General features: G+C 62.1%; 17 protein-coding genes and 1 tRNA gene. 6 read left to right on the top strand and 12 right to left on the bottom strand.

The window, feature by feature from the left end:
* The first annotated feature begins 525 nt into the window (after positions 1-525).
* A complete protein-coding gene (locus ACMHLQ_RS19700; RefSeq protein WP_415402379.1) occupies positions 526-1,437 on the top strand; it encodes a pirin family protein in 912 nt (303 codons plus the stop codon).
* A gap of 36 nt (positions 1,438-1,473) precedes the next feature.
* On the opposite strand, the gene ACMHLQ_RS19695 is transcribed toward ACMHLQ_RS19700, so the two are convergent.
* Positions 1,474-2,073 (bottom strand): TetR/AcrR family transcriptional regulator, encoded by a 600-nt coding sequence (locus ACMHLQ_RS19695; RefSeq protein ID WP_415402378.1) that lies wholly within the window; start codon positions 2,071-2,073, stop codon positions 1,474-1,476.
* A gap of 144 nt (positions 2,074-2,217) precedes the next feature.
* On the opposite strand from ACMHLQ_RS19695, the gene ACMHLQ_RS19690 reads away from it, so the two are divergent.
* The 5 genes from ACMHLQ_RS19690 to ACMHLQ_RS19670 all read left to right on the top strand — a co-directional run bounded on the left by ACMHLQ_RS19690 (position 2,218) and on the right by ACMHLQ_RS19670 (position 6,885).
* Positions 2,218-2,466 carry a hypothetical protein gene (locus ACMHLQ_RS19690; RefSeq protein WP_415402377.1) on the top strand — a complete coding sequence of 83 codons (249 nt, stop codon included), beginning with the start codon at positions 2,218-2,220 and terminating at the stop codon, positions 2,464-2,466.
* A gap of 127 nt (positions 2,467-2,593) precedes the next feature.
* A complete protein-coding gene (locus tag ACMHLQ_RS19685) occupies positions 2,594-3,880 on the top strand; it encodes a homoserine dehydrogenase (RefSeq protein ID WP_415402376.1) in 1,287 nt (428 codons plus the stop codon).
* A gap of 34 nt (positions 3,881-3,914) precedes the next feature.
* The gene (glpX, locus tag ACMHLQ_RS19680; RefSeq protein ID WP_415402375.1) at positions 3,915-4,883 is read left to right on the top strand and encodes a class II fructose-bisphosphatase; all 969 of its coding nucleotides are present in this window, start codon (positions 3,915-3,917) and stop codon (positions 4,881-4,883) included.
* Positions 4,884-4,990: 107 nt separating this feature from the next.
* Positions 4,991-6,730 (top strand): single-stranded-DNA-specific exonuclease RecJ, encoded by a 1,740-nt coding sequence (recJ, locus tag ACMHLQ_RS19675; RefSeq protein WP_415402374.1) that lies wholly within the window; start codon positions 4,991-4,993, stop codon positions 6,728-6,730.
* Between the two features lie 80 nt (positions 6,731-6,810).
* Positions 6,811-6,885 (top strand) — tRNA-Glu (locus tag ACMHLQ_RS19670).
* A 64-nt stretch (positions 6,886-6,949) separates the two neighbouring features.
* Here ACMHLQ_RS19670 and ACMHLQ_RS19665 read toward each other — a convergent pair.
* The 11 genes from ACMHLQ_RS19665 to ACMHLQ_RS19615 all read right to left on the bottom strand — a co-directional run bounded on the left by ACMHLQ_RS19665 (position 6,950) and on the right by ACMHLQ_RS19615 (position 18,291).
* Positions 6,950-7,891 (bottom strand): metallophosphoesterase, encoded by a 942-nt coding sequence (locus ACMHLQ_RS19665; protein WP_415402373.1) that lies wholly within the window; start codon positions 7,889-7,891, stop codon positions 6,950-6,952.
* A gap of 182 nt (positions 7,892-8,073) precedes the next feature.
* Complete coding sequence (locus tag ACMHLQ_RS19660) at positions 8,074-9,150, bottom strand: hypothetical protein (RefSeq protein ID WP_415402372.1); 1,077 nt, start codon at positions 9,148-9,150, stop codon at positions 8,074-8,076.
* The gene (locus ACMHLQ_RS19655) at positions 9,147-11,186 is read right to left on the bottom strand and encodes a hypothetical protein (protein ID WP_415402371.1); all 2,040 of its coding nucleotides are present in this window, start codon (positions 11,184-11,186) and stop codon (positions 9,147-9,149) included. The genes ACMHLQ_RS19660 and ACMHLQ_RS19655 overlap by 4 nt, the downstream gene beginning before the upstream one ends.
* 268 nt (positions 11,187-11,454) lie before the next feature.
* Positions 11,455-12,879, bottom strand: a complete 1,425-nt coding sequence (locus ACMHLQ_RS19650; protein WP_415402370.1) for a PucC family protein — start codon at positions 12,877-12,879, stop codon at positions 11,455-11,457.
* A 100-nt stretch (positions 12,880-12,979) separates the two neighbouring features.
* Positions 12,980-13,330 carry a light-harvesting protein gene (locus tag ACMHLQ_RS19645; protein WP_415402369.1) on the bottom strand — a complete coding sequence of 117 codons (351 nt, stop codon included), beginning with the start codon at positions 13,328-13,330 and terminating at the stop codon, positions 12,980-12,982.
* A gap of 12 nt (positions 13,331-13,342) precedes the next feature.
* On the bottom strand, positions 13,343-13,504 hold the full coding sequence (gene pufB / locus ACMHLQ_RS19640) for a light-harvesting antenna LH1, beta subunit (RefSeq protein WP_415402368.1): 162 nt from the start codon (positions 13,502-13,504) through the stop codon (positions 13,343-13,345).
* A gap of 398 nt (positions 13,505-13,902) precedes the next feature.
* Positions 13,903-14,922, bottom strand: coding sequence for a diguanylate cyclase domain-containing protein (locus tag ACMHLQ_RS19635; protein WP_415402367.1), 1,020 nt, complete (start codon positions 14,920-14,922; stop codon positions 13,903-13,905).
* 14 nt (positions 14,923-14,936) lie between these two features.
* Entirely contained in the window at positions 14,937-15,524 is a 588-nt protein-coding gene (locus ACMHLQ_RS19630) for a heme NO-binding domain-containing protein (RefSeq protein WP_415402366.1), read from the bottom strand.
* A 97-nt stretch (positions 15,525-15,621) separates the two neighbouring features.
* Entirely contained in the window at positions 15,622-17,184 is a 1,563-nt protein-coding gene (locus ACMHLQ_RS19625) for a trimethylamine methyltransferase family protein (RefSeq protein ID WP_415402365.1), read from the bottom strand.
* Between the two features lie 106 nt (positions 17,185-17,290).
* Entirely contained in the window at positions 17,291-18,010 is a 720-nt protein-coding gene (locus tag ACMHLQ_RS19620; protein WP_415405321.1) for an HAD family hydrolase, read from the bottom strand.
* Positions 18,007-18,291, bottom strand: a complete 285-nt coding sequence (locus tag ACMHLQ_RS19615; protein WP_415402364.1) for a DUF3572 domain-containing protein — start codon at positions 18,289-18,291, stop codon at positions 18,007-18,009. Before ACMHLQ_RS19615 ends, ACMHLQ_RS19620 begins: the two co-directional genes overlap by 4 nt.
* Positions 18,292-18,364: the final 73 nt, after the last annotated feature.

The following is an 18,364-nucleotide window of genomic DNA, read 5'->3' as shown; positions in this document are numbered from 1 at the left end:
CTGCGTTAACACATTTTTTGCGCGATTTCGGGGATAGATCAGCAAAACGTACAGTTTGGCCCGGAAACTGCACAGATTGGCAAAATCCCGGACAAAACCGGCCAAAACCCGTGCCTGAAATTGTACAGTTTCACCCGCAATCTGCTCAATCTGCCGATCAACGCGCCCCAGACGCCGCTCAAACCACCCGCCAAAGCCACCGTTAACAGACCGTGCGCCATCCGTCCCTTGCGGCACACCCCCCGCCACCCTATGTTGCCGGGTGGCGGGTTCTGCCCCTCTCGTGGACGGTTGCATTCCGGTGGCCTTAAGCAATTCCGAGGGCGCTGGCTCTGTCCGGATCCTGGTCCGGTTACCTGGCACCCACCTGTACATACAGGTCCTCGGGAATGAGAGAACTGCACGGTCTGGGTGGTTCCCGCCACACCCCTTCATCCGCGCACAGATGCCGCGCAATTCTGCCGATTGCAGCGCGCTGGAGCACGCCTATCTTTGTTCCAACACTTGGATGATAAGGAGGCAACCATGTCCCTCAGACCCACACTCGAAACCCGCCGCGCCGTGCCCACGATGGAGGGCGCAGGCGTGCACCTGCACCGCGCTTTCGGATTTCAGGACCCGACCGAACTGGACCCGTTCCTGCTGTTTGACGACTTCCGCAACGACGTGCCCGAACACTTTGAAAAAGGCTTCCCCTGGCACCCACATCGCGGAATAGAAACAATCACTTACGTGCTGGAAGGCACCGTGGAACACAGCGACTCTTTGGGCAATTCCGGCACGCTGGGCGCAGGCTCGGTGCAATGGATGACGGCCGGGTCGGGCATCCTGCACCAGGAAATGCCGCATGGAAATGCACGCGGTCAGATGCACGGCTTCCAGCTCTGGGGCAACCTGCCTTCGGACCAGAAAATGACCGCCCCGCGCTATCAGGACATCACTGGGTCTGACATCCCCGAAGTGACGGATGATGACGGCACAAAGGTGCGCGTGATCACAGGTGAGTTCTGGGGCAAGAAAGGCCCCGTCGACGGCATCGCCGCCGATCCGCAATATCTCGACATCACCGTGCCCGCAGGCATCCGCAAGACCTTCCGGATCGACACCTACCGGCGCGCCTTTGCCTATGTGTTCGAGGGCGCAGGCGCCTTTGCCGACGCGTCCGACCCGTCGGGCGTGCTGCTGGAAAAAGAGATTGCAGGACAAGAGCTTAACATTCGCGACCTCTCCGGCGACCGCACCCTGATCCGGTTCGGAACTGGTGACGAAGTCACGGTTCAGGCCGGGCCCGAGGGGGTGCGTTTCCTGCTGATCTCGGGCGCGCCCATCGACGAACCCGTGGCCTGGCACGGCCCGATCGTGATGAACACCCAGGCCGAGTTGCAGCAAGCGATGCGCGACTTGCAAAACGGCACCTTCATCAAACCTGCGCACTGATCCAGGGTCGGTGGGTGGGCGCCTTTGACCGTCAGGTCAAACAGAGCCACCCGCCGCCCCGACCATCCTGCGCACCATGTCCCAATACTGGTCCTGCACCGCCGTCAGGCTCAACCGGCCGCCGGTGCGGAACCACGTGTTCACCCCCGTCAGCATGGCAATCACAGCCAAGGTCGCAATCTTGCTGTCGGCAACATCAAACGTGCCACTCTCCGCTCCGGCCCGCAGGATATCCTCGAGCACGGCCTCATACCGGCTGCGCAGCGCTTCGATCTCGGCAAAGTTCTGAGGCTCCAGATTGCGCAATTCCATATAGGCGATGAACACGGCATCGGGGCGTTCGTGGTGAAAGGCGATGTGAAAGCGCACGAAATGCGCCAGACGCTCCAGGGCAGATGCACCCACATCATCATGCACCGCCTCCAGCAACTCGACCATATGCGCGCGCATCAGCTCGAACAAAAGCGTTTGTTTGTCAGGCGTGTAATTGTAAAGCGCGCCCGCCTGCACCCCCACCTCGGTCGCGATCTGGCGCATGGATACGGCGGCAAATCCGTGGCGCGCAAACAGGCGCAGCGCCGCGTCGCGGACCCGCGGGCCAGTGATGTCAGAATGGGAACCTGTCGTACGCGCCATGGTCCGGATTTAACTGAACACATGTTCAAAACCAAGGTTTGCTTGCACCAGCCCATGGCATGGTGCATCACCGATGCAACACTTACCCCCAAGCGGAGTCTGCCCGCAATGCGCGCTGCCTCACTACTTCTTTGTCTTGCAGTGATGGCATGCAGCCAGTTCCCCGAGCTGGACAGCGTGGTCGACCCGGATGTTGCGAATGCCGACTATCCCCCCCTTGTCCCCATCGAACAGTTGCTGGCCGAAAGCGAGCCGATTGTCGCTGATCCCGCCGATACCACGCAAACGCTCGAGGCGCGCGTGGCCGCCCTGCGCGCCCGGGGCCGTGCGCTTCAGCGGCGGCCCATCGTGGATGCCGCGACCCGCGCCCGGCTCAGCGCGGGTGTCCGCTGAAGGAATGGGCGCAGCCCGCCATCCCGTCAGCATGGGCACGCGCCAGCAATTGCACCCCCGCGCGGAACTCGTTACATCGCCTGCAACACACCCGTTCGGGTGACGGCTTGAGTTGAAGGATACCGACATGAATGCTCCCTTGCGCCTCGGCATTGCAGGTCTGGGCACTGTTGGTGTCGGCGTCGTCAAGATCGTGCGCCAGCACGCTGCCCTGCTCGGTGCGCGCACGGGCCGCGACATCCAGATCACTGCCGTCAGCGCCCGCAGCCGAGACAAGGATCGCGGCGTCGCGCTCACCAGCTATGCATGGGAGGACGACCCCGTCGCACTCGCCACCCGCGATGATGTGGACGTTTACGTCGAATTGATGGGTGGCACCGATGGCCCCGCCAAAGCCTCTGTCGAGGCGGCCATTGCGGCAGGCAAGGACGTGATCACCGCCAACAAGGCGATGCTCGCCATCCACGGTCAGGCCCTAGCCGAAGCCGCCGAGGCCGCAGGCGTGTCCCTGCGCTACGAAGCGGCCGTGGCCGGTGGCATCCCCGTGATCAAGGCCCTGACCGAAGGGCTGGCAGGCAACGAGATCAAGCGCATCGTCGGCGTCATGAACGGGTCCTGCAACTACATCCTGACCCGCATGGAAAGCGCCGGACTGACTTATGAAGAGGTCTTTGCCGAGGCCGATGGCCTTGGTTACCTCGAGGCCGACCCCCAGCTTGACGTGGGCGGGATTGACGCCGCGCACAAGCTCGCAATCCTCTCCTCCATCGCCTTCGGCACTCGGGTCGATTTCGACGGGATCGAGCTGGAAGGGATCGAGCGCGTCAGCATCGACGACATCCACCACGCCGCCGATATGGGTTACAAGATCAAGCTCTTGGGCGTGGCACAGCGCACGGGCCGCGGTCTGGAACAGCGCATGATGCCCTGCCTTGTGCCCGACAGCTCTCCGCTTGGCCAATTGCAGGGCGGCACCAACATGGTCGCCATCGAGGGCGACTCAGTCGAACAGATCGTGCTGCGCGGCCCCGGCGCGGGCGAAGGGCCCACCGCCTCTGCCGTCATGGGTGACGTCTGTGACATCGCGCGCGGATCACGCCTGCCGGTCTTTGGCCAGCCCGCCAGCGGCTTGCAGATCGCACCACGCGCCGCATCGGAACTGCCTGCCCCCTACTACCTGCGCATGGCGCTGGTCGACAAACCCGGCGCACTGGCCAAGATCGCAACCGTGCTGGGCGACGCAGGCGTCAGCATCGACCGAATGCGCCAATATGGGCACAGCGACACCACGGCCCCCGTTCTGATCGTGACCCACAAATGCACGCGCGCCGCTGTCGATGCGGCGCTGACTGCGATGCAGACCACGCAGGTGCTCGCCTCTGACCCGGTCGTGTTGCGCATCGAATCCGTCTGACCCCTCGTTTTTCAAAACCAAAAGGATTTCACCCATGACCGACACCGCACAATTCCAGGACCGCTTGCTGTCATTGGGCCTGGCCCGCGTGTCCGAGGCGGCCGCGCTCGCCTCTGCCCGCCTTGTCGGTCACGGCGATGAAAAGGCGGCTGACCAAGCGGCCGTGAATGCCATGCGCGTTCAGCTCAACATGCTCGACATCGCGGGCGTGGTGGTGATCGGCGAAGGCGAGCGGGACGAAGCGCCCATGCTCTACATCGGTGAAGAGGTCGGCACCGGCAACGGCCCCGGCGTGGACATCGCGCTGGACCCGCTGGAAGGGACCACGCTGACGGCCAAGGACATGCCCAACGCATTGACCGTGATCGCCATGGGCCCGCGCGGTTCGATGCTGCACGCACCCGACGTCTACATGGACAAGCTGGCCATCGGCCCGGGCTATGCGCCCGACACCGTCACCCTCGACATGGATCACGGTGCGCGCGTCGCCGCGCTGGCCGCTGCCAAGGGCTGCGAAACCGCCGACATCACCGTCTGCATCCTGGAACGCCCCCGCCATGCAGAAATGATCGCCGCCGTGCGCGCCACGGGTGCCTCGATCCGGCTGATCACGGACGGGGATGTGGCGGGTGTCATGCACTGCGCCGACCCCTCGACAGGCATCGACATGTACATGGGCGAAGGGGGCGCACCCGAGGGCGTGCTGGCCGCCGCCGCGCTGAAGTGCATGGGTGGCCAGATCTATGGCCGCCTTCTGTTCCGCAACGACGACGAAAAGGGCCGCGCGGCCAAGGCCGGGATCACGGACCTGAACCGCATCTACCGGCGCGATGACATGGTGACCCAAGACGTGATCTTTGCCGCGACCGGCGTCACCGATGGCTCGCTGTTGCAGGCCGTTCACCGCGAACCCGGCTGGCTAACCTGCGAGACGTTGCTGATGCGCTCCAAAACCGGGTCGGTCCGCCGGATGAGCTATCGCACACCCTCCCACACCGTCTGATCGCGCGCAGCGCCCCTGCCTTGCCAAATCGCGCGCGGGAGAGGACTGTCAGAAATGGCGTGCCCTGCGTAAGGCGCGCGCGCATTTGGTGAAAGGAAACTGACCGCGTGGCGTTTCTGGATGTGGAACAGTCGCTGACCGGGCGCCGCTGGGTCGGCCCCGGCGCAGACGTGGCCCGCGCGGCCGAGGCGATGGCCCAGCAAACCGCCCTGCCCCGCCCTGTCTGCCAGATCCTCGCCCGCATGGGTGTCGATGCGCAGGCCGCCGAGGCGTACCTTGCGCCCACCTTGCGCGACCTGATGCCCGACCCGCGCAGCATCAAGGACACAGAGCAAGCCGCCGCACGCATTCTCGCAGCCCTGCAAGGGCGCGAGCGGATTGCCGTTTTCGCGGATTATGACGTGGATGGGGGCAGCTCTGCCGCGCTGCTGCTGACGTGGCTGCGCAAGATGGGGCATGACGCCACGCTCTATGTGCCTGACCGGATCGACGAGGGCTATGGCCCCAACGATGCGGCCATGGCCGATCTGGCAGCGCGGCACAGCCTGATCATCTGCGTGGATTGCGGCACCCTCTCACACGGGCCCATCACGGCGGCCAAGGGCGCGGATGTGATCGTGCTCGACCACCACTTGGGGGGCGAGACGCTGCCCGACGCGCACGCCGTGGTGAACCCCAACCGGCAGGATGAAGACGGCGCGCTCGCCCATCTCTGCGCGGCTGCTGTCGTGTTTCTGGTGCTGGTCGAGGCCGGGCGGCAAATGCGCGCCGCAGGCACCCAGGGGCCGGACCTGATGGCCATGCTGGACCTTGTGGGCCTTGCCACCGTCGCTGACGTGGCCCCGCTGACAGGTGTCAATCGCGCCTTTGTGCGCCAGGGCCTCAAGGTGATGGCCCGGCGGGATCGCGCGGGCCTTGTGGCACTGTCGGACGTGGCTGGTATGGACACTGCCCCGACGCCCTATCACCTTGGCTACCTGTTGGGGCCGCGCATCAATGCGGGCGGGCGCATCGGGCAGGCCGACCTTGGCGCGCGCCTGCTTAGCACCACCGATCCGCATGAGGCGGCGGCCCTTGCCGAACGGCTGAACACGCTCAACGCCGAACGGCGCGATATCGAGGCGACGGTGCGCGCCGAAGCCATCACGCAAAGCGAGGCGCGCGGGTCAGACGGCCCCCTGGCCTGGGCCGCCGGGCCGGGCTGGCATCCGGGCGTTGTCGGCATCGTCGCCTCGCGGCTCAAGGAAGCGACCAACCGCCCCTCTATCGTGATCGGGGTAGAGGACGGGATCGGCAAGGGTTCTGGCCGCTCCGTCTCGGGCATCGACCTTGGCGCGCCGATCCAGCGGCTGGCCGCCGAGGGGCTGTTGATCAAGGGGGGCGGGCACAAGATGGCCGCAGGCCTCACCGTGGCCGAGGATAAGATCGAGGCCGCCATGGCGCGGCTGGGGGAGTTGCTGGCCCGTCAGGGCGCAGACACGCTGGGCCCGGCTGACCTGCGCCTTGACGGCAGCCTGATGCCCGCCGCCGCCACGATCGAGTTGCTGGACCAGATTGATGCGGCTGGCCCGTTCGGGGCCGGGGCGCCCGCACCCCGCTATGCGTTTTCGGCGATGCGCATCCTGCAGGCACGCCGCGTGGGTGAGACTCACCTGAAATTGACCTTTGGCGAAACCGGAGGTGCGCGGCTCGACGCGATTGCCTTCGGGGCCTATGACGGCCCCCTTGGCCCGGCGCTGGAAAACCATGGCGGGGCGCCATTTCACCTTGCCGGGCGGCTTGAAATCAACACGTTCCGGGGGCGTCAATCGGTGCAGATGCGGCTTGACGATGCAGCGCCTGCGTAAGGCCACAGAACTTCGCAAAATGCGAATTTTTTGGGTTGCGCGCCTCAGCGGAATTGCCTATCTCCGCCTTCACACTCTGTGTCCCGTTCGTCTATCGGTTAGGACGCCAGGTTTTCAACCTGGAAAGAGGGGTTCGATTCCCCTACGGGATGCCAAGTGGCTTCTCCCCCCACAGTGTTCTGAGCGTCTCGCCGAGATAGGTCGCTGTCGACCTGCGCTTCAACGTGTTACCGCATGCACCCGGATGTTGTCCGTCGACAGCGCTGCTGTCGGGTCGGACAAATCATATGACACCAGCGGCCCATCCTTGCCCGCAGAATAGTCGAGGCACAGGGCGTTGCGGGCCTGAATGACAGGGTCCCCGCTAAGCCAATAGTGCCCAAAGAACACCGGCTGCGCGGTGGTGGGATAGGTCTGCGTCGCGACTGTTTCGGGCAAAGCCTCGTCCGGCAGGTCCGTCACGGACGGCACCGAGATCGCAATGTCACGCCAGGTGCGGGCTGTCGCACTCCACCATTGCAGGCGCACGTGATCCCGCTCTGTCCCGTTCTTGTCGGTGTAGCGCCACCCCGCAGGCAGTTGGTGCTCTGGCCCCTTGGTGATCTGTTCGACCAGGCCGTACACCTCGCCGGGCGCATTGCGACTGGAAGCGGCGACCAACTGTTCCTCGCTCAACACGCCGTTCCCGGTCAGCGCCTTCAACCGATCTATCAGCGGATCGCTCCAGCAGGCGTGCACGGCGCGAAACTCGTCCTCCTCCAGGAACAGGGGCAAACTGCGCATCCAGTCCAACACGTCGCGCGTCTGCGGATCCCCAAGCGGGAACTCGTCCAGAAATGACTGGTGTTGTTGAATGTTCTTGGGCGAATGCGCGCGCAGCGGCTGGCCATCATCAGGGTGCATCATGTGGAAATGCAGGGCGTTGAGTTCGTGATTGCCCATGATCGCCTTGGCTTTGCCAGCATCGACGAGTTCACGAACCGTCTTGATAACGGCGCGGTTGTCCGGCCCGCGGTCGATGAAATCCCCCAGAAAGACGATGCGGCGATCCGCATCCGGATGTGTCCACCCCGCCGTGCCCCGCCGCCAGCCCAAGCCTGCAAGCGCGCTGTCGAGTTTGGCCGACTGGCCGTGAATGTCCGGGATGATATCAAATGCCATATGCGGGCGTCCTTGGGTCGTTACTGGTTTGGCTCAGCCCCCGTGCCGATCTGAACAAATCCAAGTCCTTTTGAACGCTATCGGCGTCAAAATCGTTTGTCATCAACAGTTTCGATGGGAGAATGAGGTGCGAGCCTGCGCCAGAAGTTACCTGTCGTGGCCTGCACTCTTCGTACTATACCTCAGGGTTGACCGCGCATCGACCAGAAAAACAGCTCCAGCTTCTGGCTGCGGCGCGTCTCGCCAAAGGTTGCGATAAAGGCCCGGTCAAGCAGCGAAGCGGATGTCGCGATCTCGCGGCTCAGCACCTCGTAAAACCGTCCGATCAACAGGGCCTTTTCCGGGTCTTCCCGGTAATCCAGCTTGGAAAAGATCGCATAGCGGTCCGTGGTAAAGCTTTTGGCGCCGCTGGTGAAATCGCATCCCGGAATGGCATTTGCATGTTCGGTGATGATTTCGAGATCACCGACATAGTAACTGATCTCACCACTGCAAAAGCGGCGCGCGACCTCTTCGTGGTTGTTGCCAGCCCAGAAAATACCGCCCTGCCCGTCGATACCGCCAGGGGGTTTGCAACTGCTTTCGCCAGAGCCGGAATCCCGCAACGCCGCCGTGATTTCGGATTTCACATTCCGCCATTCCCCGGCATTGACGATGGTGCGGATGCCCTGGCTGGCCGCATTGGTGGCCCCCACAAACCCGATCAACGCGCTGTCGCGGCGGCACGCGACTTGCGGCGGAATGGCCCCTTTGAGGGTCAGATAGCCGATGCCCGCGATAAAGAGCGGCGGTGAGACGGCAAACCGTTTCACCCGCTCTGCACTGATCGAGGCGGGGTCGCATAGGATGTCGATCTCGGGGCCGAGCAGGCCCAGACGGTCGAATTCGAACTGCGTGTCAGGAAAGGCCTCTCGCTTGGCTGCCATCAGCGCATCGACATCCTTGACCTCGATCTGAGAGGACACGAAACGCGGCGCGTCCTGCTGGTCGATCAGCATCTGCTTGAGTACCTCGTCGCAGATATAGACGAGGTAGCCGTCAAAGCCCGCCGCGCGGATCGGACCGGCACCTGTCGAAATCGAAATGTTTTCCGGCACTTTCGTCGACTTGTAGGAAAACGGACGGGCATAGGATCGTACGCCAATCCGCAGTTTCGGGGCGGCTTGCGTCTCCAAAGCCGCTGAGGGCAGCGCCTCTTGGGTCACCGCGGGCCCACATGTGGCTGCCAAAAGCGCGAGACTGGCGAGGATCTGTTTCATGGCTGGGCCTTTGACGTGCGGCCAAAGACGCGGCGGCGGTGCCGTTTCTCGGCCAGGCTTTCCTCGGTCACCTCAAGGAAAATGGCGAAAAATATGATGAACAGGAACGGATGCGCGCCGTAGACCAACGCCTCGCGCATTTCAAAGTTGAACGGGAACCCGGTCGGCGTGGCGCGCACGAAATTGGGCGGATAACTCGCCACGATGGTCAGATAGTACCAACCCAGCGACAGCACCGCAAACAAGGCGCCAATCGGGATCGTATAGACCGCGCGCAGATGATCATGCTGATCGGTCAGCACCAGAACGGCAATGGCCACGATGAACCCAAGCCCTGCATGCATGGCGAAAAACGCCCACTTGCTGTTGAGGAAAAACTGGATCTGGTTTTCCGTCGCATCAAACCCGGTCTTGACCCAGAATTCGACAAACGAGCCAAGGACAACCCCCAGAACGGCCATGATCGCGGGGATGACGGCCATGGAAAACAGACGCAGGAAGGGGATGCGGCGCAGCTCCCACTCGGGCCAAGAGTTATCCTCTTTGCGCACTTCGCGCCCGAAAATGGCGGTGATGGCCGCAAGAGCGGTCGACAGGAAAATCGCGGCCGTCCACCAGAACGCCTGGTCAAGGATCGCTTGCCGCCGCCCTGCCGATGCCGTCTTGATCGCGTTTTCCCACAGCCGCGTACATTTGCGCGCATTGGCACGCTCGGCCTTGTCGAGCGCGGCTTGCTTGCTGTCTTCGACGCTTTGCTTGCCCTCCGGTGCATCCTCGCTGGCGCCGTCTTCCAGACCTTTGCGCGGATCATAGCGGGCCGTCGTGGTCAGCACGACATCCTCGGGCACCACGATGCTGGGGTCGGCGGCCCATTGATCCGGATCATAGGGATCATAGACACGCTTGTCTGTGGGCCCGCTGATCCCACAGCGCAGCGCGTATTCGCCCTGCCCGTGATTGAGCGACAGGCTGGATTTCACCGTCGCCTGGATCGACGCAGGAGAGATCGGGCTGGCCGACACGTTCCACGCCAGAATGACGAAATAGGATGCGGGAATGGCCAGAAGGGAAAACAACAGACCCATCGCGAACGAATTCAGCTCGACCCTGTAGGTCCGCTTGATCCGCTCGTTGATCTTGGCGATTGCGCTTTTTTCACCGTAATTCTTGATCGCACGGTTGTTGCGCAGGAAATGCACGGCAAAAAGGGCGATGGTGTCATTGGCCACGCCATTGGCCGTCTCGAACACCTTTTTGCGTTCGGCCGCATCGTCCGGCAGCGGCACTTTCAGCAGGTCCTTGAGGTTTTCGACATCGAGTTCCAATCGGGTCGACAGTTCGCTCATCGTTGACAACTGGCTGAAGGGAAAGTGCTGGATGCGCTGTTTGCCCGTGATGGCGGGCGCAAGGTAGTCGACCGTGCGCAGAGAGCTCAGGATCGACGGAATCTGGCTTTTGTCATAACTGGCCGCGAACGCCTTTTCCCCGTTCTTGTGAAACATGTCGGACATGGGCACCTGGCACTCCACGTCGAAGGTTTCGAACGGGATGGCGTGCAGTTCCTCGATCACTGCGTAAACACCGCGCGGCACGCCGGCGAGACGATGCGCAAGCGAGCGCATCGTGCTTTCAACTGGGCGCAGCGCCCCGATGGAGAAGATCGAAATAATGGCGGCCGAGATGAAGATCGGTTTGCCATACTGCCCGCTCAGCAGGTTCAGCGGATCTTGCGACGAACCAATGATGTCGTCTGTCGGGCCAATTTCGGAATTCGATGCCGCGGCTTGTGCGACCAGCTCGTAAATCTCGGTCGAGGACAGAACCACGATGTAGGTGACGAGATACAGCAGCGAGTAGAACATGAAGCCGATGTTCTTTTCACGCGGCGTACACAGCTTGGCCACCTCCACGTTCTGGAGGATGGGATGTTCCTTGAAAGGAATGGACGTCAGCGACGAGTTGTAGTTGCGGTACGCCTCAATCAACAACGTGACCGCACCCGCGATGACGACACCCGCGTAGATCAGCGTATTCATGTGAGGTTGTTAAGCGTGGCCCCGGATCAGAGGCACTTGCTTACCTCGGGATTGCACGGGCCCGCATGTGGCGGCACCTGATCGGCCGGAAACATCGACCCAGTTCCAAACATGAGAACTGAAAAAACGAACGCAGTATAAATCTGTGTCATATCGACAACCTGCTTTTAATTTGAATAAACGGTAACATAACACCCTTGGCGCGAATTTTCAACGCAACGTTGTGGTATGCAAATCCTGACCCCGTCGCGGGACCGAACGCAGGCGTCTATCGCTCGGCGGGGGCGTAGATGTTCTGACCGCGGCTGGATTTCACGCGCTGTCTGATCGCAGGCAACAACACGGCAATCGCAAGGATCAGGAACGCAACCTCGATCATGAAGACGATTGCGTATGGCAATTGCGCAGTGGTCCCCGTCTGTCCCTGCCAGCCAAGGATCACATCGCGGGTGATGCCCGCCAGTGCCACCCCGATCCCGGCGGCCGTCGCCTGCACCGCGCCCCAGGCCCCAAGGGCAAGGCCGATGCGGTCTGCCGGCGCGCTGCGGATCACACCCGTCAACGTGGCATGTCCAAACAGGCCCGCGCCAAGGCCCGTGGCCAGCGTGCCACCCAGGAACAAGGGCAATCCTGCGCCTTGCGCGGACAGGATGATCGCAATGAAGCCGGGAATGCCGATCACGGCGCCGATCAATGCGTAGTGATTGGGGGCGCCGCCTTGGGCCAAGCCGCGCGACGCAATGCCAAAGCCGATCAGCGTGCCCGTGGCCAGAAGGGCCGTCAACTTGGTCGTGCTGGCCACAGACAGGCCCAGGGCCTGCCCGCCGTAAGGTTCCAGCAGCACATCCGCCATGCCGAACCCGAATGTGCCAAGCGCGATCACGACCAACAGGCGCAGGATGCCCGGGCTTTGCATCATCGACGCCCAGGCCTCGGAAAACGCGACATGCGGGGCCGCTTTCATCGCTTGGGCGCGGACACGGCTGCGTGCCTCCTGTTTCCACATTGCGGCCATGTTCAGCACCACGGTGACAACAGCCGCCCCCTGGATCACCTGTATCAGGCGCCCGGGCGTGTAGTTTTCCAATAGCGCGCCAAAGACGAGTGCGCTGGCGACCATCCCGACCAGCAACATCACGTACATCAGGCCAACGACCTTGGGCTGGTCCTCTTGCGGCACGAGATCAGTGGCCAGCGCCAGGCCCACGGTCTGCACCATATGTACCCCCGCCCCGACCAGCAGGAACGACAGCGCGGCCGAACTGTAACCGATCCAGCGCGGCGCATCGACCGCCTCGCCGTAGCCTGACAGGACCAACAGGGCGAACGGCATGATCGCAAAGCCGCCGAATTGCAGCAGCGTGCCTTTCCAGATGTAGGGAACGCGACGCAAGCCAAGTGCTGACACATGCACATCGGATTTGAAACCGATCAACGTGCGAAACGGGGCAAAGAGCAATGGCAGGGCCAGCATGACGGCCACCAGCGACGCGGGCACAGTCAATTCGACGATCATCACCCGGTTCAGGGTGCCGACTAACAGGACCAGCGCCATACCAACGGTGACTTGAAACAGGGAAAGCCGCAACAGACGCGACAGCGGCATCTCGGGGCTGGCGACATCGGCAAACGGCAGGTATTTCGGACCGAGGGCGGCCAGTTTCCGAGTTGCGAAGGCGCGATAGTCGAACATCTTCCGGATCAACCATAGTGCGGCCAAAGCCGCGCCAGCGCGGACATCGTGACCTTGAAAAACATTCAGCCCGCAGATGCCAGTCTGCGGGCTGAATAGGTTATTGCGTTATGACCGCATGGCCTTGCGCGTTCGCATGCAACTCGGATGGTTGCAGGACCGCCTTGACCGTTGTGCCATCAGACAGTGTGATCGTCACCTCGCGAGACCCGTCAACACCGGGTAGAACATAGGATGCCTTGGCAACATCCGCTTCGGTCGCGGGCAGCATGGTGGCTGCAGCCGTCTCTTCGCCCGAGCCCAGTTCATTGCCGGACAGGAAATCCGACACCCATGTCGTGTTGCTCAGAACGGCGACGTGCACGGCAAAGGAGCCGACGGCGACCGCACCCAGAAACAAGGGAACACCAACTGTTGGGCTTACGACCAACCACATTTTTGCGTTGTTCATTGTGTGCCTCCCTTATCCGAGCCAGGGGGTCGTCACAGCGACCAGGATGTGAGCCAGCAATGCGATGGCGCCGAATACGCGCGTGCCATCGATGAGGTAGCTATGCACCTCCTCTGCCTCTTCTAGTGTCAGGCCGGTTGGCCAAACTTTGTCTTCGCTATCCGCCACGTTCATTCCTCCGTGATTCAAAGCCGGAATCGAAAGCTTGCGCCATCATTTGCCTTGGCCAAGCCGTCTATAAACGCACACTGTAATTCTCACTGTGTCACTCAAAGCTGACATATTCAAGTGTAATTAACAAACGACACTGCCTGTTTCATATCTAATCTTCGGCTTTTTTGATGGCTAAACAAATTGTTACGGCTCAACGTACACCTTTCAGGAGCGGCATCGGAGGCCGTCAGAGCGCGTCATCGGGGGCAAAACTGCGCCAGCCAAGTCGGCCCATTGCCTCTCAAAACCGGTGATTTTGCGGGGTCCGGAGTGGTCTCTATCCATTGATAGTCGGTTGCGGCGACTCGATCCGGTTTGAGGCATAGGCCTAAACCACGGTTTGGAGAGCTCAAAAAGCGTTACGCGCTGTTGACTTCTGCCCGACCAGTGGGCGGTGAAAGGTTATCGGCCTGCGCGCGCAACTGTTCGGAATAGATGGTCTGCTGCCCACGCCCCCCGTGTTTGGAGGCATAGAGCGCGACATCGGCATCATCCAGGATCTGCGCCATGGTCTGCTCGGACCCGGGTTCGAAGATCGTGGTGCCGATACTGGCAGAGATGTGACACATCTCGCCCTGGAACGGGATCGGCTTGGTCAATCGTTCGATGATCCGCGTACCGATGTTTTCCAACGCGACTGTCCCGTTGGCATAAGGCAGGATGATGACAAATTCGTCCCCACCGACCCGGGCCACCGTATCCGTATCGCGTGTTTCCTCGACCATGACACGGGCGACGGTTTGCAGGACATGATCACCGGCGGCGTGGCCGAGCGTGTCATTCACCGCCTTGAACCAGTCCAGATCGACCTGCATCAGACCAAACCGCGTATCCCATTCGATATGACGCGCCAGCACGTGATCCATCGCGCGGCGATTCTTGAGGCCGGTCAGCGTGTCGGTAAAGGCCTGTTCCTCGGCCGCGATCATCGCACCCTGCAGGCGCAGGTTCAGCTTGCGCGACGCATCCATGGCCGCCGACTTGGCCTCGACCAGATAGAGCATCTCGATTGTCAGGTCGGTGGCCGCGAAATCCGCGCTGGTGAGCGCATAATCGGCCACCGCATCCACCACCGAAATGCCAAAGGACAGATTGACAATGCTCTGCCCCGGCTTGGCCCCCGGCACGAGAATGCCCTTGATCTCGGTCTGCGGGGCATCGCGCAATTGCAGGTGCAGCTTGGTCCCGGCAGTCGCACGCAGCGTGTCCATGTTTGTAATGGCCCGCGGGCGCTTGAGATCGAAAATCTCGAGGAATCTGCGCCCCTCGAACGGGTTGTCCGGGCGTAGTTTCTGCACCGTCGGGCCGGCATGCAGCACATGCCCCGTCTCGGACAGAATCACGTGCATCGGGCACAGCACATCCAAGGCTTCGTTCATATGCGCACCCTCACTCATCCTGCACGCGCGCCCAGGTCGAACACCCGGCCTTCCGCAAATTCCGTTTCAATCAGGGTGATGGAAATCGTCTCTATCCCCTTGCCGGAGCCTGTGTGATCCAGCAGCGCCAAGACCCCGTAATCATCCGCCATCGCGCGCAAAACACCCATCATGACATGGCCATAGCCCTCGATCGGGCTTTCGCAAATCAGGCTGAAGTGGGTGGGAGAATGATCACGCAACTCGATGCGGGGCAGGTTCAAATCCGACACGGCCAGCCGCGCGCGATCCGGCAAATCGTCCAGCGAATGCAGGAATTCGGCAAAGTTTACGCCCCCAAAGCGCAGCAGCCTGCGCAGCGCCTCGACATTGGGATGGGACACCAGATAGGTGCCGATATCCTCCATCACCTCGTTGCGCGGACGTCCCAACACCTGGCTGACCGCATCCAGCAATGCGGGCGTGATGTCGTCGTCATAGGTCAGCATCGCCTCGAACTCGACAAAAGACAGATCGGCAACGCGCGTCGCCTCAACCCACTTGTCCAAGCCGTAGCTGTCGGTCACAAAACACTGTATCGCGCGGTTTATCAGCCCATGCATGACGGTTATCCCAAATCCACGGGCGGACTTTGCACGCGCAGCCCTAAACAATCCGATAACAAATCAAATTTGAGCGATTTCGACGGCTCAAAACGGCTCAGAAATCCGTCGGAGCGCCCCCTTCGGCCTTGCGCCGCGCGACGAATGCCGCGAGCTCTTCGCGCACGGCCACATCCATCGGAGGTGCTTCGAAGTTTGCGATGATGTTCTTGAACATCTGGTGCGCGCGCTCGGGCGTCCAGATGCCCCCGGCCGCCTCCCAACCCTCGTAATTTTTCCAGTCGCTCAGAAAGGGCTGATAAAACGCGGTCGTATAGCGATCTTGCGTGTGCTGAATACCAAAGAAATGTCCCTCGTTCCCCACGGCCCGGATCGCGTCCAAAGCGATTTCATCGGGGCCGGTGCCTGTAATTGACGGGTCCATATAGCGCTGAATTTGCTGCAATATCTCGCAATCCATGATGAACTTCTCGGGCGACGCGATCAGCCCGCCTTCCAGCCAGCCAGCCGCGTGGTAGACCATGTTCGTCCCCGACTGCACCGCTGCCCACAGGCTGTTGGAGGTCTCCCACATCGCCTGCCCATCCGGTACATTTGCCGCACATACCCCAGAAGAACGCATGGGCAGTTTATAGTAGCGCGCGAGCTGCCCTGTGATCTGGGTCGCACGCATGTACTCAGGTGTGCCAAAGGCAGGTGCGCCCGTTTTCATATCCACATTCGAGGTGAACGTGCCGATGGCGCAGGGCGCACCAGGGCGCACATATTGAAACAGCGCGATCGCGCACAGCGCTTCGGCAATGGACTGCGCCACGGCCCCGGCAAGCGTGACGGGCGCCATGGCCCCTGCCAGTGTAAAGGGCGTCACAACCACCGCCTGCCCCCGCCGCACCATGCGCAGGCAGCCATCGATCATCGGATGGTCGTGTTTCAACGGCGAGGTCGAGTTGATATTGGTGTACATGCGCGGCGTTTCTTCGAACTCCGCGTCGCTCAGGCCCGAGGCGATGCGCACCATCTCCATCACGTCCTCGACCCGCTCCTTGCCCAGCGAATAGGCGTGCATGACCTTGTCGGTCAGTGTCAGCTTGTCATAGACCACATCGAGGTGGCGGATGCTGGCATGGATATCGACAGGTTCCACCGGATAGCCACCCGCGAAATGGATACAGTTGAAATACTGGGTCAGCTTCAGCAGGTTCGCGCACATGTCCCGGGTGCCCGGCACTTTGGTGCCAATCTCCATATCCCAGTAGTTGGGGGGCGAGGACACATTGCCAAAGGTCAGGTGCCGCCCACCGATGGTGATCTTTCGATCCGGGTTGCGGGGCGTCAGCGTGAATTCAGCGGGGGCCTTGCCCACCATTTCCATCACCCATTCACGGTCCATCCGCACGATGTCGCCGTCGATCCTGCACCCGGCCTCGCGCAGAATGCCAAGCGCTTCTTCGTTCAGGAACTGCACGCCGATCTCTTCGAGAATGCGCATGGCGCCGTCGTGAATGGCCTCGACGCCTTCGGGGCGCAGCGGCTCGACCGGAGGGTCGATGATCACCGGCGGGTTCCATGGCATCTGTTCGATCACCGCGCAGCCGCGCCGCGCAGCCGCCCCGGCCCGTCCGCCGCCGCGCGTCCTGCGTTTTTGTGCTACTTCCACCATGGGACACCCCTCCGCCCTGTTCGTGCTGCCCAGAACAGCGCAGCGGGCGCGCGGCAACATTGCCGTTTGCGACGGCATGTGTCGTTTTCCATGTGCGAAGGGGCGTTTAAGCCGGATCGAAAGCGGCGATCTGATCCAGCCACGCCGTGATATGGCCGATGTCGGGAAAGACGGCGTCGGCAAACGGATCAAGATCCTGTGCCGCGGCCAGCCCGGTCAACACGCCCAAGGTGCGCATCCCTGCGGCGCGCCCGGCCTTGAGGTCATGCAGGCTGTCGCCCACCATGACAACGGTTTCGGCAGGCAGGCCCGTGGCGGCGCAAAACCCAAGGAGCTGGCCGGGCGCAGGCTTGCCACCATAACCGCTGTCGAACCCCGCGATAAAGTCGAACTGCCCGGTGACACCAGCCGCATCCAGATGGGCCCGCGCTGGCGCCTCTGCATCATTTGTGGCCACACCCAGCGCGATCCCCCGCGCACGCAGCCCGTCCAGAAACGGTGCCAGGGCGACCGCCTCGGCCTGCGGGGCGGTTTCGGCCTCGCTGTTGAGCATGTCCAGCAGCGCATCATGTGTCGTGTCGGGAAAGTGAGGTGCCAGGGCTTCGGCAATCTCGGCCGGGGTGCCCGCAACCACGACGCTGCCCGCCTCAAAGCTGCGACGCTCAAGGTCAAAGCCAATCGCGTGCCCGATCTCGACCGCGCGCGCCATCTCCTGCCCGGCCGCACGCATCAGGAACGCGGCGGCCCACGCCTCCCACGTGGTGGAGAAGTCAAACAGCGTGCCATCCTTGTCAAAGATGATGCCGCGCACCGGGGTCGCGTTCAGGTCCAATGCATCTCTCCCCCGCCGGGCAGCGCCATGCGGGCCTGCATCGGTTGATCGTAGGGCAAGCCTGCGGCATCGCAAAACCCCTGCACCCACGCGTCGTCCATGATGATGAAGTCAAGGAGCGCGCCCAGAAAGGCCGGATCGGACGCGCCAGCACGCACATCCGCCTCGTTCGCGCCCGTCGCGCCGAGGAACACCGGCAGCAACTCTTCGTTGCCAGCCATCCACCCAAGCGCTTTGAGACCGACCACTTCGGCGGATTCTTGCGACATGCTCATAACAACTCCACCCTTCCGGTCATTTGGAAACGCTTTGTTAACCTAAACAAACAAAAAACGAATGCACGGTAAT

The sequence above is a fragment of the Tateyamaria algicola genome, assembly GCF_047715485.1.
Taxonomy (GTDB): Bacteria; Pseudomonadota; Alphaproteobacteria; order Rhodobacterales; family Rhodobacteraceae; genus Tateyamaria.
Note: the sequence above shows the minus strand (reverse complement) of the source record. Positions and strands in the feature narration are given on the sequence as shown.

Bases quoted from the DNA above. Each gene is read 5' to 3' on its own strand.
- ACMHLQ_RS19700 (WP_415402379.1), top strand. From the start codon at position 526: ATGTCCCTCAGACCCACACTCGAAACCCGCCGCGCCGTGCCCACGATG.
- ACMHLQ_RS19695 (WP_415402378.1), bottom strand. From the start codon at position 2,073: ATGGCGCGTACGACAGGTTCCCATTCTGACATCACTGGCCCGCGGGTC.
- ACMHLQ_RS19690 (WP_415402377.1), top strand. From the start codon at position 2,218: ATGGCATGCAGCCAGTTCCCCGAGCTGGACAGCGTGGTCGACCCGGAT.
- ACMHLQ_RS19685 (WP_415402376.1), top strand. From the start codon at position 2,594: ATGAATGCTCCCTTGCGCCTCGGCATTGCAGGTCTGGGCACTGTTGGT.
- glpX (WP_415402375.1), top strand. From the start codon at position 3,915: ATGACCGACACCGCACAATTCCAGGACCGCTTGCTGTCATTGGGCCTG.
- ACMHLQ_RS19665 (WP_415402373.1), bottom strand. From the start codon at position 7,891: ATGGCATTTGATATCATCCCGGACATTCACGGCCAGTCGGCCAAACTC.
- ACMHLQ_RS19660 (WP_415402372.1), bottom strand. From the start codon at position 9,150: ATGAAACAGATCCTCGCCAGTCTCGCGCTTTTGGCAGCCACATGTGGG.
- ACMHLQ_RS19655 (WP_415402371.1), bottom strand. From the start codon at position 11,186: ATGAATACGCTGATCTACGCGGGTGTCGTCATCGCGGGTGCGGTCACG.
- ACMHLQ_RS19650 (WP_415402370.1), bottom strand. From the start codon at position 12,879: ATGTTCGACTATCGCGCCTTCGCAACTCGGAAACTGGCCGCCCTCGGT.
- ACMHLQ_RS19645 (WP_415402369.1), bottom strand. From the start codon at position 13,330: ATGAACAACGCAAAAATGTGGTTGGTCGTAAGCCCAACAGTTGGTGTT.
- pufB (WP_415402368.1), bottom strand. From the start codon at position 13,504: ATGAACGTGGCGGATAGCGAAGACAAAGTTTGGCCAACCGGCCTGACA.
- ACMHLQ_RS19635 (WP_415402367.1), bottom strand. From the start codon at position 14,922: ATGAACGAAGCCTTGGATGTGCTGTGCCCGATGCACGTGATTCTGTCC.
- ACMHLQ_RS19630 (WP_415402366.1), bottom strand. From the start codon at position 15,524: ATGCATGGGCTGATAAACCGCGCGATACAGTGTTTTGTGACCGACAGC.
- ACMHLQ_RS19625 (WP_415402365.1), bottom strand. From the start codon at position 17,184: ATGGTGGAAGTAGCACAAAAACGCAGGACGCGCGGCGGCGGACGGGCC.
- ACMHLQ_RS19615 (WP_415402364.1), bottom strand. From the start codon at position 18,291: ATGAGCATGTCGCAAGAATCCGCCGAAGTGGTCGGTCTCAAAGCGCTT.